Here is a 25,002-nt window from a genome sequence, read left to right as displayed (position 1 = left end):
GAAGGGATACCAAGTGTGTCCATCGGCGATGCGAAGCTACCGCTCTGGCCCGCGGAAGTGTGCGGTTTGGGCTATTCCCAAGACAGGCCCAGCGTTCGGTGCTACAAGCCGCGTATCTCCGCGTGTCGGGCGCGTGTTGGCCGACGCGTGCGGCGGTGGAAAGCCATCCGGTCAGACGAGTGCGGCGCGGCGGCGGACGGCGGTGCCGGCGGCCAGCGCGCCGGCGACGGCGCCGATTCCGGCGGCGGCGGGGATGCCGATGCGGGCGGCTTTACGGCCGGTTCGGTAGTCCTTGGTACGCCAGCCGTGTCTCCGGGCGTGGCGCCGGAGTCGGCCGTCCGGGTTGACCGCGCAGGGGTCGCCGACGAGGGACAGCATCGGGATGTCGTTGGCCGAGTCGCTGTAGGCGGAGCAGTCCGCGAGGTCGAGGCCTTCGCGGGCGGCGAGGCCGCGGACGGCTTCGGCTTTGGCTTCGCCGTGCAGGAGTTCGCCGACCAGGCGGCCGGTGTACTGGCCGTTGCGGGTCTCCGAGACGGTGCCGAGGGCGCCGGTGAGGCCGAGGCGGCGGGCGATGGTCGAGGCGATCTCGATGGGCGCGGCGGTGACGAGCCAGACCTGGCGGTCGGCGTCGAGGTGCATTTGGGCGAGGGCGCGGGTGCCGGGCCAGATCTTGTCGGCCATGTACTCGTCGAAGATCTCCTCGCCGAGGGCGGTGACTTCCTCGATGGTGTGGCCCTTGACGAAGGACAGGGCGGCTTCCTGGGCGTCGCCGACGTGGCCCATGTGCTCGCCGCCGAGCCGGAACCGGGCCTGCTGCCAGCCGAAGCGGGCGATGTCGCGGGTGTCGAAGAAGTCGCGGGCGTAGAGGCCGCGGGCCATGTGGAAGATCGACGCGCCGCGCATGACGGTGTTGTCGAGGTCGAAGAACGCGGCGCCGAGAAGCGGCGGTTCGTTTTCCGCCGGTTCGGGCGTGTCGCCGGGGGTTTCGGGGCCGGGCCGGGCTTCCGTGCCGGTTTCCGTGCCGGTGTCCGGGCGTCCGCCGGGCAGCTCGTCCGGGTGGGCGGTGGCGTGGGCGGCGGCTGCCGCGGCCTCGCCGGCCGTGACCGCGCGCGTGAGCGAATTCCGTCCGACACCTCGGCGCAGGAGAGCCATACCGCGAGCCTAATCGCCGCGCGTTGCGGGTGTGTGGCGCTCTGCTTGCGCTTGTGTGTTGCGTTGATGAGCGCTTGATGCGGGACGCGCCCGAAGTGCTGCGGGATTTCGGCGGATCCGCGGCCATCCTCGACCGAACCTGATCACGTGCGATGTCCGTCGGTGTCCGGGCGTGGTCCCGGCCACTCCTTCGGCCGAGGACAATCGAAATGTGAGCATCTTTCGCCGGCGCAGTGGCGCCCCCTCGGATTCCACCCCGCGAACCACCCGTGCGGAGTCGCGGGCGGAGCTGGTCACCCTTCTCACGCGTCCCGGCTGCCACTTGTGCGACGACGCGCGGGCGGTGGTGGCGCGTGTGGCGGGAGAGCTGGGTGTGCGCTGGGAGGAGGTCGACATCACGAGCGACCCGAAGTTGGAGGCGGAGTACGGGGAGCAGATCCCGGTGACGTTCGTCGACGGACGGCAGCACGACTTCTGGCGGGTCGACGAACGCCGCTTTCGCGCTGCCTTGGGGTGAACGCCGAGTCACCATCTGTGAGCGAGTTCACAGGACTTCCCGGGAACCGTCGCGTGATGCATGTCACGACAGGTACACAAAACGGACATCGGCTTTGTGCACACGTTCACAAGAGCCTAACCTGGCAGTCGAAACCGCAGGTCCCACCCACAGGAGCACCGTGGCTACAGGCCGTACCGAGCGACCGGCGCACCGGGGACGCGGTATTCCCGAGGCGACGGTGGCGCGGCTCCCGCTGTACCTCCGAGCGCTGACCGCGCTGTCGGAGCGCGGTGTGCCGACCGTGTCCTCCGAGGAGCTGGCGGCCGCCGCGGGGGTCAACTCCGCGAAGCTGCGCAAGGACTTGTCGTACCTCGGGTCGTACGGCACGCGTGGTGTCGGCTACGACGTCGAGTACCTCGTCTACCAGATTTCCCGCGAACTCGGTCTGACGCAGGACTGGCCGGTCGCCATCATCGGGATCGGCAACCTGGGCCACGCGCTCGCCAACTACGGCGGGTTCGCGTCGCGCGGGTTCCGGGTGGCGGCGCTGCTGGACGCGGACCGCGCGGTCGCGGGGCAGCGGATAGCCGGGATGGTCGTGCGGCACATGGACGACCTCGAGCAGATCGTGCGCGACGACGGCGTGTCCATCGGGGTCATCACGACGCCGGCGCCGGCCGCGCAGGGTGTCGCGGACCGGCTGGTCGCCGCCGGGATCACGAGCATTCTGAACTTCGCACCGACGGTGCTGACCGTGCCCGAGGGCGTGGACGTCCGCAAGGTCGACCTGTCGATAGAGCTGCAGATCCTGGCGTTCCACGAGCAGCGCAAGTCGTCGACCGAGCCGGCCCCCGGGCCCGCTCCGGTGCCTGCTGCGGTGACTCCCGCAGTTTCCCCTGCTGTTGCCCCCGCCGTAACCCGGCCGACCGCCTCGGGCGGCGACCTCGGCGGCGATTTGCCCGAGGTGATGCCGGCGTGAACGTCGGACCAGTAGTTGCCCCCTGCCCGATCGCGAGGACCGAAGCATGAGCGTCCTCGTGGTCGGGCTGAGCCACCGCACCGCTCCGGTAAGCCTGCTGGAGCGGGTGTCGGTGTCCGGTGACACCCAGACCAAGCTGCTGCGCGACATCGCCGGCGCCGAGCCGGTGGCCGAAGCGCTGCTGCTGTCGACCTGCAACCGTGTCGAGCTGTACGCGGACGTCGACCGCTTCCACGGCGGCGTCGCCGACCTGTCCGGGCTGCTCGCGCGGCACACCGGCGTCGGCATCGACGAGCTGACCCCGCACCTGTACGTGCACTACGAAGAGCGCGCGGTGCACCACCTGTTCTCGGTCGCGTGCGGCCTGGACTCGATGGTGGTGGGCGAGGGCCAGATCCTCGGCCAGCTCAAGACGGCGCTCGCGCTCGCGCAGGAGCAGGACACCGCCGGACGCGTGCTCAACGACCTGGCGCAGCAGGCGCTGCGGGTCGGCAAGCGCGCGCACAGCGAGACGGACATCGACCGGGCCGGCCAGTCGCTGGTCACGGTGGCGCTGGCGAAGGCCGAGGAGCTGGTGCGCCCGGTGGCGGGCGCGCGGACCCTGGTGGTCGGTGCGGGCTCGATGAGTTCGCTGGCCGCGGCGACCCTGCAGCGGCAGCACGCGGGCAACATCGTCGTCACGAACCGCACCTACGAGCGTGCCGAGCACCTGGCCGACCAGGTCGGCGGGCGCGCGGTGCCGATGACGGCGCTGCCGGACGCGATCGCCGCCGCGGACGTGGTGATCTCGTGCACCGGCGCGACCGGCCTGGTGATCACGGCCGCCGAGGTCGAGCGGGTCCTCGAAGCGCGGCGCGACCGCGGCGCCGAGGACGCGCTGGTGCTGGTCGACTTGGCGCTGCCGCGCGACGTCGACCCCGCGGTGCACGGCATGGACGGCGTGCACGTCATCGACCTGGAGCTGCTGGCCGACCTGGGGTCGGGCGTGCAGGGCACCGCGGACGTGGACGTGGTGCGGCGCCTGGTCGCCGACGAGGTCGCCGAGTTCGCGAACGCGCAGCGCGCGCAGGTCGTGACGCCGACGGTGGTGGCGCTCCGCGCGATGGCCGCCGACGTGGTGCGCGGCGAACTGGAGCGGCTCGCCGGGCGGACCCCGGAGCTGGACGCGAAGGAGCGCGGCGAGGTCGAGCAGACCGTGCGGCGCATCGTGGACAAGCTGCTGCACGCGCCGACGGTGCGGATGCGGCAGCTCGCGGGCGAGCCGGGCGGCGCGTCGTACGCGGAGGCGCTGCGCACGCTGTTCGACCTGGGCCCGGGGCCGATGGCCGCGGTGAGCCGCGCCGACGTCGAGTCGGCGCCGGCCGCGGGCGAGAGCCGGGAAGGCGGTGCCGCATGAGCCGTATGGCCGACATGACCGGCAAGCCGTTGCGGCTGGGGACGCGGCGCAGTGCGCTGGCGATGGCCCAGTCCGGGCATGTCGCCGCAGCGGTGACCGAACTGACCGGCCGCGAGGTCGAGTTGGTGGAGATCACCACCTACGGCGACACGTCGCGGGAGCACTTGGCGCAGATCGGCGGGACGGGCGTGTTCGTCTCGGCGCTGCGCGACGCGCTGCTGGAAGGCAGCGTGGACTTCGCGGTGCACTCGCTGAAGGACCTGCCGACCGCGGACCCCGAGGGTCTGTCGCTGGCGGCGGTGCCGCTGCGCCAGGACCCGCGGGACGCGCTGATCGCGCGCGACGGGCTGACGCTGGGCGAGCTGCCCGCGGGGTCCCGGATCGGCACCGGATCGCCGCGCCGTGCCGCGCAGTTGCGTGCGCTGGGGCTCGGGCACGAGATCGTGCCGATCCGCGGCAACGTGGACACGCGCATCAAGTTCGTCACGTCCGGCGAGCTGGACGCGGTCGTTTTGGCCAAGGCGGGCCTTGCCCGGCTGGGTCGTGCGGAGGAGGCCACCGAGGTCCTCGATCCGCTCCAGATGCTGCCGGCCCCCGGTCAAGGGGCGCTGGCGGTCGAGTGCGCGTCTTCGGACGCGTCGCTCGTCGAACTGCTCGGTGTTCTCGACGACCCCGGTACCCGGGGCGCCGTGCTTGCCGAGCGCATGCTGCTCGCCGAACTGGAGGCCGGTTGCTCGGCTCCGGTGGGCGCTCTCGCGGACGTGTCCGCGGGGGAGTCCGACGGCGAGGAGGTCACCGAGCTGTACCTGCGGGCGATCGTCGCGAGTGCCGACGGCGCCCACAGTGTGCGGTTGTCCGCCACCGGACCCCTGGACGAGGCGGCGTCGCTCGGCCGATCGCTGGCCGCGGAGATGCTTGCCCGGGGTGCCGCCGGTCTTATGGGGGAGCGCGTCCCTTGAGCCCCAGAGCGAAGAAGAAGCCCAGCGGAACCGTCACCTTCGTCGGTGCCGGACCCGGTGATCCGCGTCTGCTGACGCTGCGTGCGGTGGAGGTTCTCGCCGACGCCGATGTCGTCGTCGCGGATGCCTCGACGCGCGCCCAGGTGCTGTTCCACGCCCGCCCCGACGTCGAGGTCGTCGACCCGTCGGGCGGCGAGGACGGCGAGCCGCTGGCCGCCGCGGGCCGCGCGAAGCTGCTGGTGACAGCGGCGCGCGCGGGCAAGCAGGTGGTCCGCACGGTGGACGGCGACCCGGTCGTCGACCAGAGCGCGGTGGACGAGATCGCCACCGTCGCGAAGGCGAAGGTGCCGTTCGAGGTCGTGCCCGGCGTGCCGGTGTGCACGGCCGTGCCGGCGTACGCGGGTGTGCCGTTGCACAGTGCGCGGGCGGGCGGCGGCGTGCGGGTGCTGGACACCGCCGAGGCGTCGACCGACTGGGCGACCGTGGGGGCCGCGGACGGCACGCTGGTGCTGCGCGGCCCGGTCGACCAGATCGCGGAGATCGCGCAGGAGCTGGTCGCGGGCGGCCGCAAGCCGGCCACGCCGGTGTCGGTGACGACGAACGGCACCACGACCGAGCAGCGCACGATCGTGTCGACCCTGGCGAACGTCGCGGCGGACCTGAAGACGGCGCGGGTCGTGCAGCCTGCCGTCGTGGTGGTCGGCGACGTGGTCGGGCAGCGGGACACGCTGTCGTGGTTCGAGACGAAGCAGCTGTTCGGGTGGCGGGTGCTGGTGCCGCGGACCAAGGAGCAGTCGGCGTCGCTGTCCGAGCAGTTGCGCTCGTACGGTGCGGTGCCGCACGAGGTGCCGACCATCGCGGTCGAGCCGCCGCGTACTCCGCAGCAGATGGAGCGGGCCATCAAGGGCCTGGTCACCGGGCGCTACGAGTGGGTGGCGTTCACCTCGACCAACGCGGTGAAGGCGGTCCGCGAGCGGTTCGAGGAGTACGGCCTGGACGCGCGTGCGTTCGCCGGCATCAAGGTCGCCGCGGTGGGCGAGCAGACCGCGAAGGCGCTCGTGGACTTCGGCGTGAAGCCGGACCTGGTGCCGAGCGGCGAGCAGTCGGCCGCCGGGCTGCTGGAGGACTGGCCGCCGTACGACCCGGTGTTCGACCCGATCGACCGGGTGTTCCTGCCGCGTGCCGACATCGCGACCGAGACGCTGGTCGCGGGCCTGGTGGAGCTGGGCTGGGAGGTCGACGACGTCACCGCGTACCGCACGGTGCGCGCGGCGCCGCCGCCCGCCGAGACCCGTGAGGCGATCAAGGGCGGCGGGTTCGACGCGGTGCTGTTCACCTCGTCGTCCACGGTCCGGAACCTGGTCGGTATCGCGGGCAAGCCGCACGCGGTGACGGTGATCGCGTGTATCGGCTCGGCGACCGCGAAGACCGCCGAGGAGCACGGATTGCGCGTGGACGTCATGGCGCCGGAGCCTTCTGTGGCAGCCTTGGCGGAGGCCCTCGCGGAGTTCGGCGCGGCGCGGCGGGCTTCCCTGATCGAGGCGGGCGACCCGGTGACGCGGCCGAGCGAACGGCGTCCGGGGTCGCGGAGGAAGGCGAAGTAGCGATGTCCGACGCATTGCCGGAGTCCGGCGGCGGTTTTCCTCTGATGCGACCGAGGAGGCTGCGCCGGACCCCGGCGATGCGGCGCCTCGTCGCGGAGACCCGGCTGCACCCGGCGGATCTGATCCTGCCGGTGTTCGTGCGGGAGGGCGCGGCCGAGCCGGTGCCGATCTCGTCGATGCCGGGCGTTGTGCAGCACACGCGTGACTCGCTCCGGAAGGCCGCGCACGACGCGGTCGCGGCGGGGGTCGGCGGGCTGATGCTGTTCGGTGTGCCGGAGCACAAGGACGCGTGCGGCACGGCGGGCACGGATCCGGAGGGCGTGCTCCAGGTCGCGATCCGGGACGTGAAGGCCGAGGTGGGCGCCGACGCGGTGGTCATGTCGGACCTGTGCCTGGACGAGTTCACCGACCACGGGCACTGCGGCGTGCTGCGTCCCGACGGGTCGGTCGACAACGACGCGACGCTGGCGCGCTATGCCGAGATGGCGGTCGTGCAGGCCGCGGCGGGCGTCGACATGGTCGGCCCGAGCGGCATGATGGACGGCCAAGTCGGCTACGTGCGGCGGGCGTTGGACTCCGCCGGATTCGCGGACGTGGCGATCCTGGCGTACAGCGCGAAGTACGCGAGCGGCTTCTACGGGCCGTTCCGCGAGGCCGTGCAATCGTCGCTGCAGGGCGACCGGATGACCTACCAGCAGGACCCGGCGAACTCCGACGAGTCGCTGCGCGAGGTGATGCTGGACATCGCCGAGGGTGCCGACGTGGTGATGGTGAAGCCGGCCATGTCGTACCTGGACATCGTGCGGCGGATTGCCGACGCGGTGGACGTGCCCGTGTCGGCGTACCAGGTCAGCGGCGAGTACTCGATGGTCGAGGCGGCCGCCGCGCACGGGTGGATCGACCGGGACCGGGTGATCATGGAGACCCTGACGTCGGTCAAGCGCGCGGGGGCGAAGACGATCCTGACGTACTGGGCGACGGAGGTGGCGGGGAAGCTGCGCTGATCCCCGCGTTTGTGCTCATGCCGCGGCCCCCGACCGGAACTCCGGTCGGGGGCCGCGGTGTTGCTGTGGGGGTGTGGTGTGGTGCCGGGTCAGCCGCGGTTGCGGCGGAACACGCGGACGGCCTGGATGCCGGCCGCGAAGGCGGCGGTGGTGAGGACGGCGCGGACGCCGTTCCACAGGTTCCAGACGTCCTCGAAGTCGGCGCGGGCCTTGGCCGGGTCGGCGTCGCCCTTGCTCGCGAGCATCTCGTTGAGGGGGACGTTGATGCCGGACGTGGTCAGCACCGTGGTCGTGTAGAGGGCGAACGCGGCGACGGCCCACTTCATCGCGGTGCCGCCGCCGGTCTTGCGCTGCTTCCAGGCGGCGATCGCGGGGAACACCATCGCGCCGAAGAACGCCGCGAAGAACAGCGGGTTCTCGATCTGCACGTTGATCTTCTGCATGCTGTCGACGAAGCCGGCGTCGTTCTTGCGGCCGAGCATCGGCATGACCCAGACGCTGAAGAGCACGTAGGTGCCGGCCATCAGGCCGTTGGCGATCGCGCTGGAGACCAGCCAACGGCCGATCCAGACACGGGACTTGGCGTCCGCGGCAGCGCCGACGGCGGCAGTGGGGGCGGCGGGGGCGGCGAGCGGGGCGGGGGTCCAGGGGCGGTTGACGGCAGACATGGTGAACTCCTTGAAGCAGCAGGGTGATTCGTGCGGCGTTCGAGGCGGTTCCCGGTGTTCTCCGCGGTTCCGTTCCCTCGGTGCTTCAAGATTCGCGCAACGCAAGGCGGGCAACAACGGCCAACATCGGAACCCCGGTTAACCCAGGGATTACCGATGGCGCGAAGCCCTGTGCGGGGGTGTGCGGACGGTCAGCGGCGGGGCCGGGGCAGGGTCGCCCGGGGGCCCAGGGCCGCACGGTCGGCGGCTGCTTGGCCGTGCGTCCAGCCGGCCTCGTCGCGGATGCGGACGCGGTGCGTGACGAGGTTGGGGAACATCTGCGCGGCGGCGTCCTCGACGGCGACCGCGCGGGACGCCAGTACGGGGAGCAGGTCGCGCTCGGGAGCCGCCGCGGGGCCGCCGCGGGCGTCCGCCGCGGCCTCTTCGGCCGCCTGTTCCTTGGCTTGTTCCGCGGCGCGGGCGAGGCGTTCGCCGATGCGGTCGGCGTAGGCGATGAGGAAGGACTGCCGGAAGTCCCGGGACCGGGACGACGCGCGCTTCGGTTTGCCGCCCGCGCGGTCGGCGCGGGTCATCGCGGCGGTGGCCTGGGTGAGGAGCGAGGTGTAGAGCAGTTCGACGGCGTCGAGGTCGGTGTCGAAGCCGATGACGGTGGCGAAGCCGAAGTCCGGGGACCAGACGGTGCGGCAGCGGTTCGCGTCGCACACCGCGTCGAGGAGCATCGCTTTGGCTTCGTCGTAGGGCGCGTCGACGCCGATGCGGATGGCCGACGGCCGGACGCCGCCGCCTTCGCCGTCCCGGCCGGCCGTGAGGAGTGCTTCGTCGATGCTGTAGCGGGCGACGAGTTCCTGGGCCTTGGCGCTGAGCGACTCGGCTTCGTCGGGGAACTCGGTCGATTCCGCTTTGGCGAGCAGCGCGCGGATGCGGGCGAGCATGCGCGGCTCGGTACCCGTGGTGCCTGTGGTGCCCGTGCCGGCCGTGGGGTGCGGGTGCTCGGCGGCTTCCGCGTGCAGCGGGGTGATGCCGGGGAGGCGCGAGAGCAGCCGCAGGGTCTCCAGGGCGTACCCGGCGGTCTCGAAGCGGGTGAGCGCTTCGCGGCGGGCGACCTCGGCGAGGTAGTCGCCGTCGTCGGTCCACCACACGTCGGCGCCGGTGTCGCGCAGCTGCGCGGTCCAGCGGGTGCCGCGTGCGCCGGGGGTGTCGCGGCGGGCGGCGGCGGCGATCAGGTCGGCGGTGAGGCGCACGTGCCGGTCGTCGAGGTCGCGGACGGCCATGCGGACGACGTCGGCGGGCTGCCAGCCGCGGGCCCAGCAGCCTTCCATGACGCGGGTGCCGAGGGCGAGGTAGGCCCTGGCCGTGTCGGCCCAGAGTTCGGGGGCCGCGGCGAGGCGGGAGGCGCCCGCGTCGAGCGCGTCCTGCCTGGCGTCCGGGTCGGACGTGCCGAGGAGGGCGTGCAGGATCTCGTCGAGGAGCGCGGCGGGCATCCCCCCATTGTCCGCGACGCGGGCGGTAGCGTGCCGTCGCCTTCCGGTTACACCAGGTGCAGGCCGGTGCGCGGGGCGATGTCGAGGACGTCGACGGTGCCGGTGCTCTCGTCGGCGGTGTAGCGGACCCGGTAGGTGCCGCGCTGGGCGCACCACATGCCGGCCAGCGAGTCGCACAGCGGCAGGCCGACCTCGTAGGGCTGCATGAGCAACGGGCCGGTGATGAAGCGGTAGGCCGCGCAGGCCACCGATTGGGGCAGCCGGTCGGTGAGCGCCCGGCGGGCCTCGGGGGCGATGCGCAGGAGGTAAGCCCCCGGGCGGACTTCGACGTCAGCCATCGCTCTGTCTCCGCTCGGCCATGATCTCGGCCAACTCCTCGACGGTCGCGTAGTTTCCGGCGGCAATGTCGCGTCGGGCCTGGTCGATGCGGATGCGTGCGGAGCTGTCGTTGAGGAGGGCGAGGGTCTCCTGGAGCGCCTCGTAGTCCTCGGCGGAGAGCATCACGACGGCCGGTTCGCCGTTCCGGGCGATCGCCACGAGGCCGCGGGTGCGGACGATCTCGTCCACGAGAGAGGCGAGCTGCGCTTGCGCCTGGGCCAGCGGCAGCATCCTCATGAGGGCAAATTCTAGGCCGCGGAAGCGCTTTGGTCAGGCGGTCCGACGAACGCCCAAGCGATTGGTGGGGCTACTGCCGGGTAGTCGATTGGTTTAGTCCAGATAGTCCGGGAGGAAGGCCATGTCAAGGGTGAGGTTGATGGGTGCGGGGAGGGGGACGTCTTTGCCGACGGGGTAGCGGTCGGTGTGGGAGTACTGGCCGCCGCAGGGACCGTGCTGGACGATGACCTCAGGCGTTTTACGGTCGATGACGAGGTAGACGGGGACGCCGGATGAGGCGTACTCGGCCGGTTTCTCGACGAGGTCGGCAGTGCGGGTTGCTTTGCTGGTGACCTCGACGACGAGTTTGACGCTTTGCATCGACAGGAAGTGGCCGTCACGGAACTCGGGCCGCCCGTTGGGGTCGATCACGAAGAGGTCGGGAGTGCGTTCCCCATGCACTGCCGTGATGAAGGCGACGTCGTTCTCGACATCCAGTCCTTCGGCGAGCCCCGCTTCAAGTTGCTGACGAATGATTGTCCGGATGCGAGCGTGTTCGTAGTCCGCCGTCGTCATCATCACGATGCGGTGCGGCGTCGCTTCCCACCACACGTCAGCGGGGATGTCCTCGCTGGCTCGCAGCGCACGAAGCATCGCGAGTTGGGCCTTGATCAGCGACGGCGTGACGTCTTCCGTCTCTTCCATGGGACCTCCCGGGCGGCTTGTGTTCACCCACCCTAAGAGGTGGTCAACCGCATGCTCCGCGATTTCCGCACGGCGCTCGACGCGATTCGCGGGGCGTGCGCGGCGCCGATGCGATGTAAAGCACGCCGTCCACCACCGTGGCTGTGTATGTGCGCACATCGCGGCAGGTCAGCTCGCCGATGGACTTGCCGGTGTCGACCCGGAAGACGCCTTTGTGGGAGGGGCAGGTGACCTCTTCGCCGGACAGGGAGCCGCGGGACAGGAGAGCGCCTCGGTGCGGGCAGCGGTCTTCGAAGGCGTGGACGGTGTCCCCGTGGCGGACGACCGCGACCGGAGGGTGGTCGCTGATCCGGTGGATGCGGCCTTCGGGCACGGCGGTGAGCGGCCCCGCGTTCACGGCGCCTTCGGGGACGCAGGGCGGGGGCTCCCGGCGGTCCCGGCGGAACGGCACCTTCATAGCGGGCAGGGTAGGCATGCCTTCGTGGGAATGACAGAGCCGCGCCGACCGGGCGTGATCGAATTCACGTTGCGGGTCGGGAGTGACCTGCCCCACCCTTCCGGTCCGCCCCGATTCTGACGTACCGTCAGGTTCGCATGCCGTGCCTGTCGTGCGGGCGGCCGCAGCCGGGTTGGCGAACCATCTCACGTGGAGGGCACGTGTCTGATCCGATCTACGACGCCAAGACGCTCTGGGAGCTGGTGGAGCGCCGTGCCGCGGCCACACCGGACACCCCGATGCTGCTCGACCCGGCGGACCGCACGGTCACGTTCGGCGAGTTCAAGGCGTGGGCGGAGCGGGTTGCGGCGGGCTACCACGCGCTGGGGATCACCGCGGGCACCCGGGTGACCTGGCAGCTGCCGACCCGGATCGAGTCGATCGTCGCCGCGACGGCCCTCGCGCGGCTGGGTGCGGTGCAGAACCCGATCATCCCGTTCTACCGGGAGAAGGAGGTCGGCTTCTGCCTCCGGCAGACCGACGCCGAGTTCTATCTGACGCCGGGCATCTGGAAGGGCTTCGACTTCGTCGCGATGGGCGAGGCGCTGGGCAAGGAGCAGCCGGGCGGCCTCACGGTCCTCGTCGCATACGACGAGCTGCCCGAGGGCGACCCCGCGTCGCTGCCGCCCGCGCCGACCGACGGCGACGAGGTGCGCTGGCTGTACTACACGTCGGGCACGACGTCGGACCCGAAGGGCGTGCAGCACACCGACGGCACGCTGATCGCGGGCGGCATCGGCCTGGCGAAGGCGCTCGACATGGCGCAGACGGACGTCGGCTCGATCGCGTTCCCGTACGCGCACATCGCCGGCCCCGACTACGTCAACACGCTGCTGATCACCGGTTTCCCGGCGGTCATCATCGAGACGTTCGACCCGGCCGGGGTCATCCCGGTCTACAAGCGGCTCGGCGTCACGATGGTCGGCGGCGGCCCGGCGTTCTACGTCGCGTTCCTCAACGAGCAGCGCAAGCAGCCCGGCGAGAAGATCATCCCGTCGCTGCGGATCGTGTCCGGCGGCGGCGCGCCGAAGCCGCCGGAGCTGTACCACGAGGTCGTCGACGAGATGCAGGCCGTGCTGTGCCACGGCTACGGCATGACCGAGTCGCCGATGATCGCGCAGGGCGGCCCGAACGACTCCGCGGACCAGCTGAAGTTCACCGAGGGCAAGCCGGTGTTCGGCATCGAGGTGCGGATCGTCCGTGCGGACGGCACGCCCGCCGGTCCGGACGAGGAGGGCGAGGTCCGGCTGCGCGGCCCGATGGTGTTCAAGGGCTACACCGACCCGGAGCTGACCAAGGAGGCGTTCGACGAGGACGGCTTCTACCGCACGGGCGACCTGGGCAAGCTCCGGGCGGACGGGCACCTTTCGCTGACCGGGCGGCTGAAGGACGTGATCATCCGCAAGGGCGAGAACATCTCCGCGCGGGAGATCGAGGACCTGCTGTTCGCCCACCCGAAGGTGGCGGACGTCGCGGTGGTCGGCCTGACCGACCGCGAGCGCGGCGAGCGGGTGTGCGCGGTGGTCGAGCGTCAGCCGGGGCAGCCGGACCTGGAGTTCGACGAGATGGTGCGGTACCTGAAGGACGCGAGCCTGATGGTGCAGAAGATCCCGGAGCAGCTGGAGGTCGTCGACGCGCTGCCGCGCAACGACACGCTCCGCAAGGTGCTCAAGTTCAAGATCCGCGACGAGTACAACGCCAAGCCGTGGACCCCGCGGCGGTAGGCGGACAGACGAACGAAACGGCCGGGCGGCCGGGGCGCTTGCGCGCCTCCGGCCGCCCGGCCGTTTCGCGTCGGGGGCCGCGGGACGGGACCGCGGGAGAGGCAGGACGAGGGCGGGGGAGCTGCGGGGGAGTCCCGAAGGCCGGAGGCGCCGACACGGCCCCGGCGTTGGCGCGGCCTTCGCGCCGCGCCGTCGCCTCGTCGTCCCTCGGTCACCGCCAGGCGGCGAGGATCTCGTCCGTCGTGGTGATCGTCGCCACCGCGTTCAGGGTGTTGGCGAGGACGGCTTCCGCGTATTCCGGGGGGAAGCCGGCGACGCCGTCGCGGGGGATGACGAACTGGAATCCGGCGTTCACGGCGTCCATCGCGAAGTTGAGCATGCCGACGTTGAGGGACACGCCGACGCCCACGACGGTCTGCACGCCGAGGTTGCGGAGCACCGCCGCCAGACCGGTATCGGCCATCGGGCCCAGGCCGTGATAGCGCGTCAGGACGAGGTCGGATTCGGCCACTTCGATGCCGTCTGCGACGTCTGCCGCGGTCGACCCGGGAAGCAACTGCACGGGGGCTTTGGCCGCCGCGCCGAACATCCGCGCATTTCGGTTGGCCCCTTGGCCGTCCGGGCGCCGCACGGCGAGGCAGTGCAGGACGGGTGCGCCCGCGGCGCGCGCGGCCTTGCACAGTGTGTCGATGGCCGGAATCAGACCCTGGGTCTGCTCGGCGAGGGCGGGGAAAACCGCCTGCTTCCCGATCACGCCGTTCTGGCATTCCTGGGTGACCAGGGCGGTCGTCCCGGGAGCGAGCAACGTACCCATATCGAGTGCCATGTGAGCCTCCTGACGGACCAGCCGCTTGCTGTTGCCTGCAGGGAGAGATTACGCTAAATCTGACGGTCCATCAGATTCAGTCCGTAGGAGGGGCCGATGAGCGCCAACCTGCCCGAGCAGGACGCCACCGAGTCCGGCAACAGCTTCGGAGAGCTTCCGAAGATCATCAGCGTCGATGACCACGTCATCGAACCGGCGCACCTGTTCGAGCGTTGGCTGCCGGCCAAGTTCCACGACCGGGGCCCCAAGCATGTCCAGACGGGCATCGGGCAGCTGGAGTACGTCGGTGCGAGCTACAAGATCACGACCGACCCGGACGGGCCGCTCGCGGACTGGTGGTTCTACGAGGACCTGCGCTTCCCCTACAAGCGGAACATCGCCGCGGTCGGCTTCAGCCGCGACCAGATGACGCTCGAAGGCATCACGCGCGAGGAGATGCGCCCGGGTCTGTACGACCCGAAGGAGCGCCTGAAGGACATGGACCTCAACCATGTCGAGGCCTCCCTGTGCTTCCCGACCTTCCCGCGGTTCTGCGGCCAGACGTTCTCCGAGGCCAAGGACAAGGAAGTTGCCCTCGCCTGCGTCCGCGCCTACAACGACTGGATGGTCGAGGAGTGGTGCGGCGACTCGGGCGGCCGCCTGATCCCGCTGATCATCATCCCGCTCTGGGACGTCGACCTCGCGGTCGCCGAGATCATCCGCAACGCCGACCGCGGCGTCACCGCGGTGTGCTTCTCGGAGATCCCCGCGTTCCTGGGCCTGCCGAGCATCCACACCGGCTACTGGGACCCGTTCTTCCGCATCTGCGAAGAGCGCGGCGTCACCATCAACATGCACATCGGCTCGTCCTCGACGATGCCCGCCGCGTCCCCCGACGCGCCCGCGGCCGTCCAGGCGTCGCTGAGCTTCAACAACGCGATGGCGTCGATGGCGGACTTCATCTTCGCCGGCATTCCCGCCCGCTACCCGCGGCTCAAGCTGGCCTACTCCGAAGGCCAGATGGGCTGGATCCCCTACGCCCTCGAGCGCATGGACGACGTGTGGGAGGAGCACCGCGCGTGGGCGGGCGTCGGCGACGGCCTGGCCGAGCGTCCGTCGTTCTACTTCCACCAGAACATGTACGCGTGCTTCTTCCGCGACCAGCACGGCGTCAACTCGCTGGACGCGATCGGCGTGGACAACGTCACGTTCGAGACCGACTACCCGCACGTCGACTCGACCTGGCCGCACACCAAGAAGGTCGCCGAAGAGCACCTGGCCGGCCTCGACAAGGAGACCGTCTACAAGATCATCCGCGGCAACGCCATCAGGATGCTCAACCTGGACTTCGACAAGTAGCACGCGGAGTCACCGGCGGGAGGCCGACCGGTAGCGCAAGACATCGGCACCACCCGACGGCGGCCTGCCGGACGCGCGAATGTGACGCGTCCGGCAGGCCGTTCGCGGGTATTTGACTAGTCGTCAGATCTAGACTCCAAGGCCAGGTCAGGTCAGGGGTACTTCCAGAGGGGACCGGTAGGGTCGACATGGGTATCTGCGAGGGACGCGTCGTCATCGTCACCGGCGCGGGCGGCGGCATCGGCCGCGAGCACGCGCTGGCGTTCGCCCGCGAGGGCGCATCCGTGGTGGTCAACGACATCGGCGCCTCCCGCCAGGGCGACGGCCGCTCGCCGGGCCCGGCCCAGCAGGTCGTCGACGAGATCGAGGCGATGGGCGGCAAGGCCGTCATCAACGCCGACGACGTCGCCGACTGGGACGGCGCCGGGCGCCTGATCCAGACCGCGATCGACACCTTCGGCCGCCTCGACGTGCTGGTCAACAACGCCGGCTTCCTGCGCGACCGCATGCTCGTCTCGCTCAGCGAGGCCGAGTGGGACTCGGTCGTCCGCGTCCACCTCAAGGGCCACTTCGCGACCATGCGGCACGCCGCCGCCTACTGGCGCGAGCAGGCCAAGGCCGGCAACCCGGTCGACGCCCGCATCATCAACACCAGCTCCGGCGCCGGCCTCATGGGCTCGGTCGGCCAGGGCAACTACGCCTCCGCCAAGGGCGGCATCCTCACCCTCACGCAGATCGCCGCGGTCGAGTTCGGCCGCTACGGCGTGACCGTCAACGCCATCGCCCCGGCCGCGCGCACCCGCATGACCGAAGAGGCCATGCCCGACATGGTCGCCGCGCCGACCGACGGCTCCTTCGACTTCTACGACCCGGCCAACGTCTCGCCGCTGGTCGTCTGGCTCGGCTCGCCCGAGTCCAAGGACGTCACCGGCCGCTGCTTCGAGATCGAGGGCGACAAGGTCTCGGTCGCCGTCGGCTGGCAGCACGGCCCCGAGGCCCGCGCCGGCCGCCGCTGGCAGCCCGCCGAGCTGGGCCCCGTCGTCGCCAAGCTCGTCGACGAGGCGCCCGCCCCCACGCCGGTCTACGGTGCCTGACCGCTCCGCCGGTCCCTTGAGGTCTGAGGTCTGACGAGGTCTGAGAGGTAGTAGCGATGGACCTGAGGTACACCGAAGCCGAGGAGCGGTTCCGCGGCGAACTGCGCGCGTGGCTCGCCGAGGCGCTGCCCAAGCTGCCGCCGAAGCCGGACCGCAACGACTGGCCCGGCCGCCGCGCGTACGACACCGCGTGGCAGCGCATGCTCTTCGACGCCGGATACGCCGGCATCCACTGGCCCGTCGAGGCCGGCGGCAAGGGCGCGACGCCGACCGAGCACCTGATCTTCCTGGAGGAGACCGAGCGGGCGGGCGCGCCGTACGTCGGCGCCAACTTCGTCGGCCTCCTGCACGCCGGCCCGACCGTCAACGCGGCGGGCAACGAGGAGCAGCGCCGCAAGTACCTGCCGGGCATCCTGTCCGGCGACGACGTGTGGTGCCAGGGCTTCTCCGAGCCGGGCGCGGGCTCCGACCTCGCGTCGCTGCGCACCCGCGCGGTGCGCGACGGCGACGAGTACGTCATCAACGGCGCGAAGATCTGGACCTCGCACGCCGAGGTCGCGGACTACTGCGAAATGCTCGTGCGCACCGACCCGGACGCGCCCAAGCACAAGGGCATCACCTGGCTCATCGTGCCGATGGACACGCCGGGCATCACCATCCGCCCGCTCGAGACGATCATGGGCACGTCGGAGTTCGCCGAGGTCTTCTTCGACGACGTCCGCGTGCCGGTCGCCAACCGGGTCGGCGAGGAGAACGACGGCTGGCGCGTCACCATGGTCACGCTCTCGTTCGAGCGCGGCACCGCCTTCGTCTCCGAGGTCGTCGCCTGCCAGCGCCTGCTGCGCGAACTCGCCGAACTCGCCAAGAAGGTCACCCGCAAGAACGCCACCGCGTGGGACGACGTCGCACTGCGCCGCGAACTCGGGCACCTGACCGCCGAGTTCGAAGCGCTGTGGGCGCTCACCAAGTGGAACGTCTCCGAGGCGGCCCGCTCCGGCATGCCGGGCGTCGGCGGCTCGGTCTTCAAGCTGCGCTTCTCCGAGACCAAGCAGAAGATCTACGACCTGGCGCACCGGCTCCTCGACCGGGCCGCGCTGTGCGTCGAGGACGTGGCGGGGCTGCCGAGCGGCGAGCTGATGGACGAGCGGCTGTCGTCGTTCTCGTACACGATCGCGGCGGGCACCTCCCAGATCCAGCGGAACATCGTCGGGGAGCGCATCCTCGGCCTGCCGAAGGAGCGCTGATGGACTTCCAGCTGAGCGAGGACCAGCGCGACCTGGCCACCGGCGTCCGCGACTTCTGCGAGGGCCGCTTCGACCGCGACCGGATGCGCAACCTCGTCGACAAGGCCCGGGTGCCGGGCATGGTCGACAAGGCGCTGTGGGCGGAACTGGCCGAGACCGGCTTCTTCTCGCTGCGCGTCCCGGAGGCGGACGGCGGCGTCGGCCTCGGCACCGCCGAAGCCGCGCTCGTCTACGAAGAGGCGGGGCGCGTGCTGCTGCCCGGCCCGCTGGTCGCCACCCACCTGGCCGCGTCCCTCGACGGCGACCTGGGCGCGGGCGCCGCGTCCGGTGAACTGATCGTCGGGCTCGTGGACGGCGAGGCGACGCCGCTGCTCGTCGAACACCTCGACGTGCTCGACGTGCTGCTCGTCCTCGACGCGGACGGCCTGCGCCGGGTCGACCCGGCGGCCGTGTCCGGCACCGCGATCGCGAACCCGGTGGACCCGTTCACGCCGCTGCACCACGTGGAGGCGCTGCCCGCCGGCGAGCCGGTCGGCGACGCGGAGACCGCGGCCCGGTTCCGGCGCGAGGGCGCGGTGCTCACCGCCGCGATCCAGCTCGGCATCGCCGGGAAGCTCACCGAACTCGCGACCCAGTACGCCAAGGAGCGCGAGCAGTTCGGCCGCATCATCGGCTCGTTCCAGGCGGTCAAGCACCTGTGCGCGGACATGCTGGTGCGCACCGAGATCGCCCGCGCCGCGGTCTACGCGGCGGCCGTCACGCTCGACGACCCGGTGGTCGGCGACGCGGCGGTGGCGGTGCCGACGGCGAAGCTGATGGCCGACGACGCGGCGACCCGCAACGCCAAGGACGCCACGCAGGTGCACGGCGGCATGGGCTTCACGTGGGAGGTCGACGTGCACCTCTACCTGAAGCGCGCGTGGGTCCACGCGACGCAGTTCGGCGGCGCGGAGGAGAACGAGGAAGCGCTGGCGCTGACGCTGTAGGCGGCACCTGGCGACCGGAAGCCGGTCGCCGGAGCGGGCTGCCGAGCGCCGGTGGCCTTCGTGCGCCGATCCGACTCCGCGGCGGTCCTCCCTGTACCGCCGCGGCCGTGGGAAGGCGGCGAGCGGGTTCGTCCTTGCGGACGGGCCCGCTCGCTGCCGTTTCCTGCGAGAATTCCCGCCGACCTGAGGATGGTCAGGCGTCGCACGCGCGCCTCGTACGGACGGGAGTCCGCCGCCCATGGAACCGCTCCAGCCCACGGATCCGCCCCAGGTGGGCAACTATCTGCTGCTCGGCCGCCTGGGTGGCGGCGGCATGGGACAGGTCTTCCTCGGCCGCTCGCCCGGCGGCCGCCCCGTCGCGGTCAAAGTCGTGCACGCCGCTCTGGCGGTCGACCCCGACTTCCGGCGGCGCTTCGGTCTGGAGATCGAGGCCGCCCGCCGGGTCGGCGGGTTCTACACCGCGCCGGTGGTGGACGCGGACCCGGACGGGGACCCGCCCTGGCTGGTCACCGCCTACGTGCCCGGGCCCTCCCTGCACGACGCCGTGGTCCGGTCCGGCCCGTTCGCCGTCGACACCGTGCGCAGCCTGGGCGCGGGCTTGGCGGAGGGCCTCGCCGCCATCCACGCGTGCGGGCTGGTGCACCGGGACCTGAAGCCGGCGAACGTGATCCTCGCGGACGACGGGCCGAGGGTCATCGACTTCGGCATCGCCCGCGCGCTGGGCGGCTCCGAACTGACGCAGACCGGCGCGATGGTCGGCACCCCCGGCTTCATGTCGCCGGAGCAGGCGATGGGCGAGGCCGAGATCGGCCCGCCCAGCGACGTGTTCTCGCTCGGCTCGGTCCTGGCGTTCGCGGCCAGCGGCCAAGGCCCGTTCGGCGGTGGATCCGTCGCCGGGATCGTCTACCGGATCGTGGCCGGGCAGGCCGATCTGACCGGTGTCCCCGCCGAACTGCGCGACCTGGTCGAGGCCTGTCTGGCGACCGATCCGGCCCGGCGGCCGACGCTCGACGAGCTGACCGCGGGCCTGGTCGGCGGCCACGTGTCGACCGACATGTTCACCGCCGGCTGGCTGCCCGCCGCGGTCCCCGGGCTCGCCACGGTCGCGAACGAGGCGGCCACCGTGGTGGTTCCGCCGCACGACCGGACCCGGCCGGAGACCGTGCCCGACGCCCGGTCCGCGGCCCCCACCGAGCGGATACCCCCGCCGGTGGCCCCGACCGAGCGGATATCCCCGTCGCCCGGACCCGGCCGCCGCCGCTTCCTGCTGGGCGCCGCCGGGCTGGTCGGGGCGGCCGCGGCCGGCGCGGGCGCCTGGGCGCTGCTGCGGGACGACGGCTCCGGCGGCGCCAAGACGCACGGGGACTCCCCGGGAAGCACCCCGCCCCCCGGCACGGTGAAGTGGCGGGTGGCGACGGCGGGCACGGTCCTCGCGTCCCCCAAGCCGGCCGGCGACCTGGTCTACGCCGCGTCCAACGACGGGACCCTGTACGCGTTCGGCGCCAAGGACGGCGGCGAGCGCTGGACGTTCCGCACCGGCGCGGCGCTGGGATCGGCGCCCGCGGTCGTCGGCGGCACGGTCTATCTGGGCAGCGACGACAAGAACCTCTATGCGGTCAACGCCGCCGACGGCAAACAGCGCTGGGTGTTCCCGACCGGCGGCATCGTGCACTCGCCCGCGTTCGCGGGCGGACTCGTGTTCGCGGGCAGCGCGGACGGCGCCCTCTACGCGGTCGACGCGGACGGCAGACAGCGCTGGCGCACGGTGATCGGCAACGACACCCACCACGCCGTGGTCGCCGGGGAGACCGTGTACGTCGGCAGCAGCGACACCAATCTGTACGCGCTCGACGCCGCGTCCGGTGCCAAGAAGTGGGTGGCCCCGACCGGCGGCGCGGTCTCCGGCTTCCCGGTCGTGGACCGGGGCGTCGTGTACTTCACGAGCACCGACGGCGTGCTGTACGCGGTGGAAGCCGCCGCGGGCAAGCCGCTGTGGAAGTTCGCGGGCGTCGGGGCGAAGGCCGGGCCGGTGTCCGCCGGCGGGTCGGTCTACATCGGCGGCGGGACGAAGCTGTTCGCGCTCGACGCGGGGACCGGGGCCCAGCGCGCGGTGTTCGACGCGGGCGGCGATGTGGGCGCTCCGACGGTCGCGGGGGCGGTCGCCTACGTGGGCAGCAGCGACCAGTTCCTCTACGCCGTGGACACGGCCACGATGCAGGCGCGCTGGAAGTACCAGGCGTCCGGCGCCGTCCAGACCCCGGCGACCGGCGTCGACGCGGTGTACTTCGGCACGGCCGACAACACGTTCACGGCGGTGCGGCTGTAATGGGCACCGCCACCGCCTTGTGGTCCTTCACCCTCGTGGTCGGTCTCCTGACCCTCACCCCGGGGCTGGACACCGCACTGATCCTGCGCACCGCGGCCTTGGGCGACCGCCGTCAGGCATGGGGTGTCGTGCTCGGGATACAGACGGGCACCTTCGTCTGGGGCGTACTGACGTCCCTCGGCATCACGGCGCTGCTGACGGCGTCGCATGCGGCGTACACGGTGCTGCGGTGGGCCGGTGCCGCGTACCTCGTGGTGATGGGTGCGCGGATGCTGTACGACACCTGGCGGCGCCGACCGGTTGCCGTGGTCTCCGCGGAACCGGCTTCCTCCGGCGGCATGTTCGCCGCGTGGCGGCGCGGGGCGCTGACGAACCTGCTCAACCCGAAGGTCGGCGCGTTCTATGTCGCGCTGCTGCCGCAGTTCATTCCGCAGGGCGCCCCGCACGTCGCCTTCGGGGTCGCGCTGACGGCGATCCACATCGCGCTGGGACTGGTCTGGTCGTCGGTCCTGATCGGCTTTGCCCGGGTCCTGCGGTCGTGGCTGGCCAAGCCCGTGGCGCGGCGGGTGCTGGACCGGATCACGGGGACGCTGATCGCGGGGTTCGGGCTGCGGCTGGCGTGGTCGGAGTAGTTCAGGCGGGGATGACGGCGCGCGTGCTGGGCGCGTGATGCCCGAAATACCACCGTTCCTGGACGCACCGTCCCAGGCACTGGTGTCCGGCGCGCAGCCGGTGGAGCGCGTCGACGCGAGCGTGCAGGCGGCGCTCGCTTTTGACGGTCTGCGCGGGTGTGGCGAGGCCGGGGGCGATGTCGACGCGCTTGCCGTCGGTGAGGGTGGCCACCGCGCAGTGCATGGTCACGGTGTTGGCGTTGCCGCTTCCCTTGACCTGCCCAATGCGGAGGTCGGCGACGTGGCACCACGGCACGAAGCGGGAGTGGCCGAGCGTGTGCATCGCGAAGCCGTGGTGGTTGGCGGCGGTCGCGACACGCAGGCTGCGCAGCCCGAGGAAGAGCCCGAAGGGGATGAAGAGGACGCCGGTCACGACCGTCGCGCGCCCGGGTGACATGACCAGCGCCACCGCCGGAATGGCGAAGAACGCGAACCCTATGACGGCGCAGACGACGAGCGCCCAGGTCTGCCGGTACCAGACGGCATGCACAGGTCCCCCCAAGATCCCACGTGATCGGTGCGCGGAGCGTACTGATCACCGGCGCAACTGCCCAGAGAGATTGTCGGACTCCTGCTGTCACACTTCCGGCGCGCGCTCCGTCAGCGCGGTGTCCCCGGGAAACGGGGCGGCCGGGAGCCGGACAGCAAGGACTGCACGGACTCCCGGGACGCGGCGAGTCTCACGGAGGCGGTCATGGCGACATCCCTTCTGGTCACCGGCGGTACCGGCACCCTGGGCGGGCACGTGCTGCCGCGCCTGCGCGCGGCCGGGCGCGACGTGCGGGTGCTGAGCCGCCGGGCGCGCGATCCGGAGCCCGGCGTGGAGTACGCCGCGGGCGATCTGCTGGCCGGCGACGGCCTGGACGCGGCACTGGACGGCATCGACACCGTGCTCCATCTGGCAGGCGGTCCCAAGGGCGACGACGTGGTGGCGGCGAACCTGGTCGCGGCGGCGTCCCGGGCGGGCGTGCGGCACATCGTCTACATCTCCGTCATCGGCGCGGACACCGTCCCGCTCGGCTACTTCCGGGCCAAGTACGCCGCGGAGCGCGCGATCGCCGAGTCCGGCATCCCGTTCACCACGCTGCGTGCCGCGCAGTTCCACGATCTGACGCTCAAGGTCGCGACCACCATGGCCAAGCTGCCGGTGCTGCCCGCCCCGGGCGGCCTGCGGTGGCAGCCGGTCGACTCCCGCGACGTCGCCGACCGCCTCGTCGAACTGACCGTGGGCGCACCGTCCGGCCGCGTCGCCGACCTGGCCGGTCCCGAGGTCGCCACGCTGGCCGACCTGTCCCGCGCCTACCTCCGGGTGCACGGCAAGCGCCGCCCCACCCTCCCGGTCCGGATGCCCGGCAAGGTCGGCCGCGCCTACCGCGACGGCGACAACCTGAACCTGGACACGGCGGCGCGGGGGACCCGGACATGGGCTGACTTCCTGGTGGAGCGCACGGCCGAGCCCGCCGCGGCGAAGTAGGCCGGCCGAAGGCGCTACTCGGCGGCCGGCTGCGGCGGCTGCTCATCCGGCGACGGCTTGCGGTGCTTGCCGGTGCCCTTGCGGTGGATGGGGCGCGGAGTGAGCGCGGCGGCCTGCTCGGCGGCTTCGTGCGCGACGGCGGTGGCGTTGGGGTCGAGGTAGCGGCAGGCGGAGGCGTAGTCGCCGAGGAGGGTGACCGGCAGCCACTGGTAGCCGTCCCACTCCTCGATGGCGCGGGGCTCGTCGGGGAACAGGTGCGCGGCGGTGGCGACCGGGCGGCCGACGATGACGGCTCGGAGCGCGCCGGCCGGCCGCAGCCGACGGCTCCGCCGCGCGGCCCATTCGTCGAGTGGTTCGTCCTCCATCAGCGCTCCCTTCGCCGGGCAGACAGACTACGGCGAAATGCTTTGCCGACTGGGAAAGTTCACTCGAATTGGTCGGCGAATCGGGGTTGACCGCAGCGATCGGGGTCTGATCGTTTGCTTTCGTCCGGGCATGCGGAAATCACCGCGCGGCGCGGTCGTAAATGATCAATTGGCGATCGAAAAGCGCGGTAATTCGGAGAAGGGGGTGGCGGGAAATCGGAGAATTCCTGTCGGCACCTGCGGCCCGGCGCGGTCGGCAACCGCGCCGGGCGCAGTGATCACGCGTCGAGGATCTCCGCGGCGATCAGCTCCTCCAAGTAGCGGTCGTCCCACCAGGAAAGCTGCAGGGCCTTCGCGCGGCGGAAGAACAGCTGGACGTCGCACTCGACGGTGAAGCCCATCCCGCCGTGCACGTGCACCGCCAAGTCGCTCACCTCCCGGTAGGTCCGGGCGGCGAACAGCTTGGCCATCGGGGCGAGTTTGGCCGTCGGGCGCCCGGTGTCCCGGGCCCAGGCGGCCTCCCAGGCCAGCGTCTCCGCCCCGTCGACGGCGGTCACCGCGTCGGACAGGTCGTGGGCGATCGCCTGGAACGCGCCCAGCGGCTTGTCGAACTGCTTGCGGGTCTTGGCGTAGTCGACGGTGATCTCGAGCACCCGCCGTGCCCCGCCCGCGGCTTGCGCGGCGAGCAGGACGATGCCGTCGCGGAGCGTGTCCGCCCACGGTGCCCAGCCGCCGTTGACGGTGCCCACCACCGCGTCCGGGCCGACCCGGACGCCGGCCAGGTCCACCCGGTGCTGCACGTCGGACGCGATCGTGCGCTGGGCGGTGAGCGTGACGCCCGCCGCGGCCGGGTCGACGAGGAACAGCGTGACGTCCTCGGCGCCCGCGCCGGTGCGTGCGAGCACCAGGATGCGGTCGGCCGAATTGGCGTACGGCACATGGCGCTTGGTGCCGGTGAGCGTCCACCCGTCGCCGTCCCGCGCGGCGGCGAGCGCGATGCCCTTCGGCCCGTATCCGCGGTCCGGCTCCAGCCAGCCCGTGGTCACCACGGCCTCGCCGGAGGCGATCTTCGGCAGCCACTCCTGGCGCTGCTCGTCGGTGCCCGCCGCGGTCAGCACGCCGCCCGCCACGACCGAGCTGGCGAAGTGCGGGGACGGCGAGAGCGCGCGGCCGAGTTCGCCGTACACGACCGCCGCGTCGAGGAGGGTCATCTCCGACCCGCCCCACTTCTCCGGGATGGTCAGGCCGATCAGCCCGGCCTCCCCGAGCTTGGCCCAGAAGTCCGCGGAGTAGCCCACCGCGTCCTCTTCCATGGCCCGCACGACCGCCAGGCCGGCGTACCGCCCGCACAGGCCGCGCACCGTCTCGCGGAGGGTCTCCTGCTCGTCGCTGAACTGCAGATCCATCGGATATCCCT

At 71.7% G+C, this 25,002-nt stretch carries 25 protein-coding genes; 14 read left to right on the top strand and 11 right to left on the bottom strand.

Translation table 11 applies throughout. The annotated features are described in order from the left end of the window. Nucleotides 1-171: 171 nt before the first annotated feature. Nucleotides 172-1,152 carry an HAD family hydrolase gene (locus tag ABEA93_RS27880; protein WP_345678561.1) on the bottom strand — a complete coding sequence of 327 codons (981 nt, stop codon included), beginning with the start codon at nucleotides 1,150-1,152 and terminating at the stop codon, nucleotides 172-174. Between the two features lie 211 nt (nucleotides 1,153-1,363). Here ABEA93_RS27880 and ABEA93_RS27875 point away from each other — a divergent pair, with 211 nt between their 5' ends. The 6 genes from ABEA93_RS27875 to hemB all read left to right on the top strand — a co-directional run bounded on the left by ABEA93_RS27875 (nucleotide 1,364) and on the right by hemB (nucleotide 7,593). After that, nucleotides 1,364-1,669, top strand: coding sequence for a glutaredoxin family protein (locus tag ABEA93_RS27875; RefSeq protein WP_425585126.1), 306 nt, complete (start codon nucleotides 1,364-1,366; stop codon nucleotides 1,667-1,669). A 160-nt stretch (nucleotides 1,670-1,829) separates the two neighbouring features. Continuing rightward, nucleotides 1,830-2,630, top strand: coding sequence for a redox-sensing transcriptional repressor Rex (locus ABEA93_RS27870; RefSeq protein WP_345678560.1), 801 nt, complete (start codon nucleotides 1,830-1,832; stop codon nucleotides 2,628-2,630). 46 nt (nucleotides 2,631-2,676) lie between these two features. After that, entirely contained in the window at nucleotides 2,677-4,026 is a 1,350-nt protein-coding gene (locus ABEA93_RS27865) for a glutamyl-tRNA reductase (protein ID WP_345678559.1), read from the top strand. Further along, nucleotides 4,023-4,985, top strand: a complete 963-nt coding sequence (gene hemC, locus ABEA93_RS27860; protein ID WP_425585125.1) for a hydroxymethylbilane synthase — start codon at nucleotides 4,023-4,025, stop codon at nucleotides 4,983-4,985. Before ABEA93_RS27865 ends, hemC begins: the two co-directional genes overlap by 4 nt. Continuing rightward, the gene (locus tag ABEA93_RS27855; protein WP_345678558.1) at nucleotides 4,982-6,589 is read left to right on the top strand and encodes a bifunctional uroporphyrinogen-III C-methyltransferase/uroporphyrinogen-III synthase; all 1,608 of its coding nucleotides are present in this window, start codon (nucleotides 4,982-4,984) and stop codon (nucleotides 6,587-6,589) included. The genes hemC and ABEA93_RS27855 overlap by 4 nt, the downstream gene beginning before the upstream one ends. 2 nt (nucleotides 6,590-6,591) lie before the next feature. Then, entirely contained in the window at nucleotides 6,592-7,593 is a 1,002-nt protein-coding gene (gene hemB / locus ABEA93_RS27850) for a porphobilinogen synthase (RefSeq protein ID WP_345678557.1), read from the top strand. An 89-nt stretch (nucleotides 7,594-7,682) separates the two neighbouring features. Here the strand turns inward: hemB and ABEA93_RS27845 are convergent, their stop codons facing one another. The 6 genes from ABEA93_RS27845 to ABEA93_RS27820 all read right to left on the bottom strand — a co-directional run bounded on the left by ABEA93_RS27845 (nucleotide 7,683) and on the right by ABEA93_RS27820 (nucleotide 11,498). After that, entirely contained in the window at nucleotides 7,683-8,261 is a 579-nt protein-coding gene (locus ABEA93_RS27845; protein ID WP_345678556.1) for an anthrone oxygenase family protein, read from the bottom strand. A 191-nt stretch (nucleotides 8,262-8,452) separates the two neighbouring features. After that, nucleotides 8,453-9,742, bottom strand: coding sequence for a DUF2786 domain-containing protein (locus ABEA93_RS27840; protein ID WP_345678555.1), 1,290 nt, complete (start codon nucleotides 9,740-9,742; stop codon nucleotides 8,453-8,455). Between the two features lie 47 nt (nucleotides 9,743-9,789). Then, nucleotides 9,790-10,080 (bottom strand): type II toxin-antitoxin system RelE family toxin, encoded by a 291-nt coding sequence (locus ABEA93_RS27835; protein WP_345678554.1) that lies wholly within the window; start codon nucleotides 10,078-10,080, stop codon nucleotides 9,790-9,792. Then, nucleotides 10,073-10,357 carry a type II toxin-antitoxin system Phd/YefM family antitoxin gene (locus ABEA93_RS27830; RefSeq protein WP_345678553.1) on the bottom strand — a complete coding sequence of 95 codons (285 nt, stop codon included), beginning with the start codon at nucleotides 10,355-10,357 and terminating at the stop codon, nucleotides 10,073-10,075. Before ABEA93_RS27830 ends, ABEA93_RS27835 begins: the two co-directional genes overlap by 8 nt. Before the next feature lie 93 nt (nucleotides 10,358-10,450). Next, nucleotides 10,451-11,041 carry a Uma2 family endonuclease gene (locus ABEA93_RS27825; protein WP_345678552.1) on the bottom strand — a complete coding sequence of 197 codons (591 nt, stop codon included), beginning with the start codon at nucleotides 11,039-11,041 and terminating at the stop codon, nucleotides 10,451-10,453. A gap of 43 nt (nucleotides 11,042-11,084) precedes the next feature. After that, the gene (locus ABEA93_RS27820) at nucleotides 11,085-11,498 is read right to left on the bottom strand and encodes a Rieske (2Fe-2S) protein (RefSeq protein WP_345678551.1); all 414 of its coding nucleotides are present in this window, start codon (nucleotides 11,496-11,498) and stop codon (nucleotides 11,085-11,087) included. Nucleotides 11,499-11,698: 200 nt separating this feature from the next. Between ABEA93_RS27820 and ABEA93_RS27815 the strand changes: the two genes are divergently transcribed. Next, nucleotides 11,699-13,261, top strand: coding sequence for a class I adenylate-forming enzyme family protein (locus ABEA93_RS27815; protein ID WP_345678550.1), 1,563 nt, complete (start codon nucleotides 11,699-11,701; stop codon nucleotides 13,259-13,261). A 211-nt stretch (nucleotides 13,262-13,472) separates the two neighbouring features. On the opposite strand, the gene ABEA93_RS27810 is transcribed toward ABEA93_RS27815, so the two are convergent. Beyond that, nucleotides 13,473-14,087, bottom strand: a complete 615-nt coding sequence (locus tag ABEA93_RS27810; RefSeq protein ID WP_345678549.1) for a cysteine hydrolase family protein — start codon at nucleotides 14,085-14,087, stop codon at nucleotides 13,473-13,475. A 96-nt stretch (nucleotides 14,088-14,183) separates the two neighbouring features. Between ABEA93_RS27810 and ABEA93_RS27805 the strand changes: the two genes are divergently transcribed. The 6 genes from ABEA93_RS27805 (at nucleotide 14,184) to ABEA93_RS27780 (ending at nucleotide 21,707) form a co-directional block, all read left to right on the top strand. Continuing rightward, nucleotides 14,184-15,425, top strand: a complete 1,242-nt coding sequence (locus ABEA93_RS27805; protein WP_345678548.1) for an amidohydrolase family protein — start codon at nucleotides 14,184-14,186, stop codon at nucleotides 15,423-15,425. Between the two features lie 188 nt (nucleotides 15,426-15,613). After that, entirely contained in the window at nucleotides 15,614-16,519 is a 906-nt protein-coding gene (locus ABEA93_RS27800; protein WP_345678547.1) for an SDR family oxidoreductase, read from the top strand. Between the two features lie 56 nt (nucleotides 16,520-16,575). Continuing rightward, nucleotides 16,576-17,763, top strand: coding sequence for an acyl-CoA dehydrogenase (locus ABEA93_RS27795; protein ID WP_345678546.1), 1,188 nt, complete (start codon nucleotides 16,576-16,578; stop codon nucleotides 17,761-17,763). Then, the gene (locus ABEA93_RS27790) at nucleotides 17,763-18,749 is read left to right on the top strand and encodes an acyl-CoA dehydrogenase family protein (RefSeq protein WP_345678545.1); all 987 of its coding nucleotides are present in this window, start codon (nucleotides 17,763-17,765) and stop codon (nucleotides 18,747-18,749) included. The genes ABEA93_RS27795 and ABEA93_RS27790 overlap by 1 nt, the downstream gene beginning before the upstream one ends. Before the next feature lie 238 nt (nucleotides 18,750-18,987). After that, on the top strand, nucleotides 18,988-21,075 hold the full coding sequence (locus ABEA93_RS27785) for an outer membrane protein assembly factor BamB family protein (protein ID WP_345678544.1): 2,088 nt from the start codon (nucleotides 18,988-18,990) through the stop codon (nucleotides 21,073-21,075). Then, nucleotides 21,075-21,707: a LysE family translocator gene (locus ABEA93_RS27780; RefSeq protein WP_345678543.1), complete on the top strand. Its 633-nt coding sequence runs from the start codon at nucleotides 21,075-21,077 to the stop codon at nucleotides 21,705-21,707. The genes ABEA93_RS27785 and ABEA93_RS27780 overlap by 1 nt, the downstream gene beginning before the upstream one ends. A gap of 1 nt (nucleotide 21,708) precedes the next feature. Here ABEA93_RS27780 and ABEA93_RS27775 read toward each other — a convergent pair whose 3' ends face one another. Beyond that, nucleotides 21,709-22,236, bottom strand: coding sequence for a hypothetical protein (locus ABEA93_RS27775; RefSeq protein ID WP_345678542.1), 528 nt, complete (start codon nucleotides 22,234-22,236; stop codon nucleotides 21,709-21,711). 204 nt (nucleotides 22,237-22,440) lie between these two features. On the opposite strand from ABEA93_RS27775, the gene ABEA93_RS27770 reads away from it, so the two are divergent. Further along, nucleotides 22,441-23,220, top strand: coding sequence for an SDR family oxidoreductase (locus tag ABEA93_RS27770; protein ID WP_345678541.1), 780 nt, complete (start codon nucleotides 22,441-22,443; stop codon nucleotides 23,218-23,220). A 14-nt stretch (nucleotides 23,221-23,234) separates the two neighbouring features. On the opposite strand, the gene ABEA93_RS27765 is transcribed toward ABEA93_RS27770, so the two are convergent. Both ABEA93_RS27765 and ABEA93_RS27760 read right to left on the bottom strand, forming a co-directional pair. Next, nucleotides 23,235-23,585, bottom strand: coding sequence for a DUF6087 family protein (locus tag ABEA93_RS27765; protein ID WP_345678540.1), 351 nt, complete (start codon nucleotides 23,583-23,585; stop codon nucleotides 23,235-23,237). Nucleotides 23,586-23,863: 278 nt separating this feature from the next. Next, the gene (locus ABEA93_RS27760; RefSeq protein WP_345678539.1) at nucleotides 23,864-24,991 is read right to left on the bottom strand and encodes an acyl-CoA dehydrogenase family protein; all 1,128 of its coding nucleotides are present in this window, start codon (nucleotides 24,989-24,991) and stop codon (nucleotides 23,864-23,866) included. Nucleotides 24,992-25,002: the final 11 nt, after the last annotated feature.

Source organism: Yinghuangia aomiensis, assembly GCF_039542225.1.
GTDB lineage: Bacteria > Actinomycetota > Actinomycetes > Streptomycetales > Streptomycetaceae > Yinghuangia > Yinghuangia aomiensis.
This window is presented reverse-complemented; position numbering and strand designations above follow the sequence as displayed.

Coding starts and splice junctions, on each gene's coding strand:
- ABEA93_RS27880 (WP_345678561.1), bottom strand. CDS start 1,152: ATGGCTCTCCTGCGCCGAGGTGTCGGACGGAATTCGCTCACGCGCGCG.
- ABEA93_RS27865 (WP_345678559.1), top strand. CDS start 2,677: ATGAGCGTCCTCGTGGTCGGGCTGAGCCACCGCACCGCTCCGGTAAGC.
- hemC (WP_425585125.1), top strand. CDS start 4,023: ATGAGCCGTATGGCCGACATGACCGGCAAGCCGTTGCGGCTGGGGACG.
- hemB (WP_345678557.1), top strand. CDS start 6,592: ATGTCCGACGCATTGCCGGAGTCCGGCGGCGGTTTTCCTCTGATGCGA.
- ABEA93_RS27845 (WP_345678556.1), bottom strand. CDS start 8,261: ATGTCTGCCGTCAACCGCCCCTGGACCCCCGCCCCGCTCGCCGCCCCC.
- ABEA93_RS27840 (WP_345678555.1), bottom strand. CDS start 9,742: ATGCCCGCCGCGCTCCTCGACGAGATCCTGCACGCCCTCCTCGGCACG.
- ABEA93_RS27835 (WP_345678554.1), bottom strand. CDS start 10,080: ATGGCTGACGTCGAAGTCCGCCCGGGGGCTTACCTCCTGCGCATCGCC.
- ABEA93_RS27830 (WP_345678553.1), bottom strand. CDS start 10,357: ATGAGGATGCTGCCGCTGGCCCAGGCGCAAGCGCAGCTCGCCTCTCTC.
- ABEA93_RS27825 (WP_345678552.1), bottom strand. CDS start 11,041: ATGGAAGAGACGGAAGACGTCACGCCGTCGCTGATCAAGGCCCAACTC.
- ABEA93_RS27820 (WP_345678551.1), bottom strand. CDS start 11,498: ATGAAGGTGCCGTTCCGCCGGGACCGCCGGGAGCCCCCGCCCTGCGTC.
- ABEA93_RS27810 (WP_345678549.1), bottom strand. CDS start 14,087: ATGGCACTCGATATGGGTACGTTGCTCGCTCCCGGGACGACCGCCCTG.
- ABEA93_RS27805 (WP_345678548.1), top strand. CDS start 14,184: ATGAGCGCCAACCTGCCCGAGCAGGACGCCACCGAGTCCGGCAACAGC.
- ABEA93_RS27800 (WP_345678547.1), top strand. CDS start 15,614: ATGGGTATCTGCGAGGGACGCGTCGTCATCGTCACCGGCGCGGGCGGC.
- ABEA93_RS27795 (WP_345678546.1), top strand. CDS start 16,576: ATGGACCTGAGGTACACCGAAGCCGAGGAGCGGTTCCGCGGCGAACTG.
- ABEA93_RS27790 (WP_345678545.1), top strand. CDS start 17,763: ATGGACTTCCAGCTGAGCGAGGACCAGCGCGACCTGGCCACCGGCGTC.
- ABEA93_RS27785 (WP_345678544.1), top strand. CDS start 18,988: ATGGAACCGCTCCAGCCCACGGATCCGCCCCAGGTGGGCAACTATCTG.
- ABEA93_RS27780 (WP_345678543.1), top strand. CDS start 21,075: ATGGGCACCGCCACCGCCTTGTGGTCCTTCACCCTCGTGGTCGGTCTC.
- ABEA93_RS27770 (WP_345678541.1), top strand. CDS start 22,441: ATGGCGACATCCCTTCTGGTCACCGGCGGTACCGGCACCCTGGGCGGG.
- ABEA93_RS27765 (WP_345678540.1), bottom strand. CDS start 23,585: ATGGAGGACGAACCACTCGACGAATGGGCCGCGCGGCGGAGCCGTCGG.
- ABEA93_RS27760 (WP_345678539.1), bottom strand. CDS start 24,991: ATGGATCTGCAGTTCAGCGACGAGCAGGAGACCCTCCGCGAGACGGTG.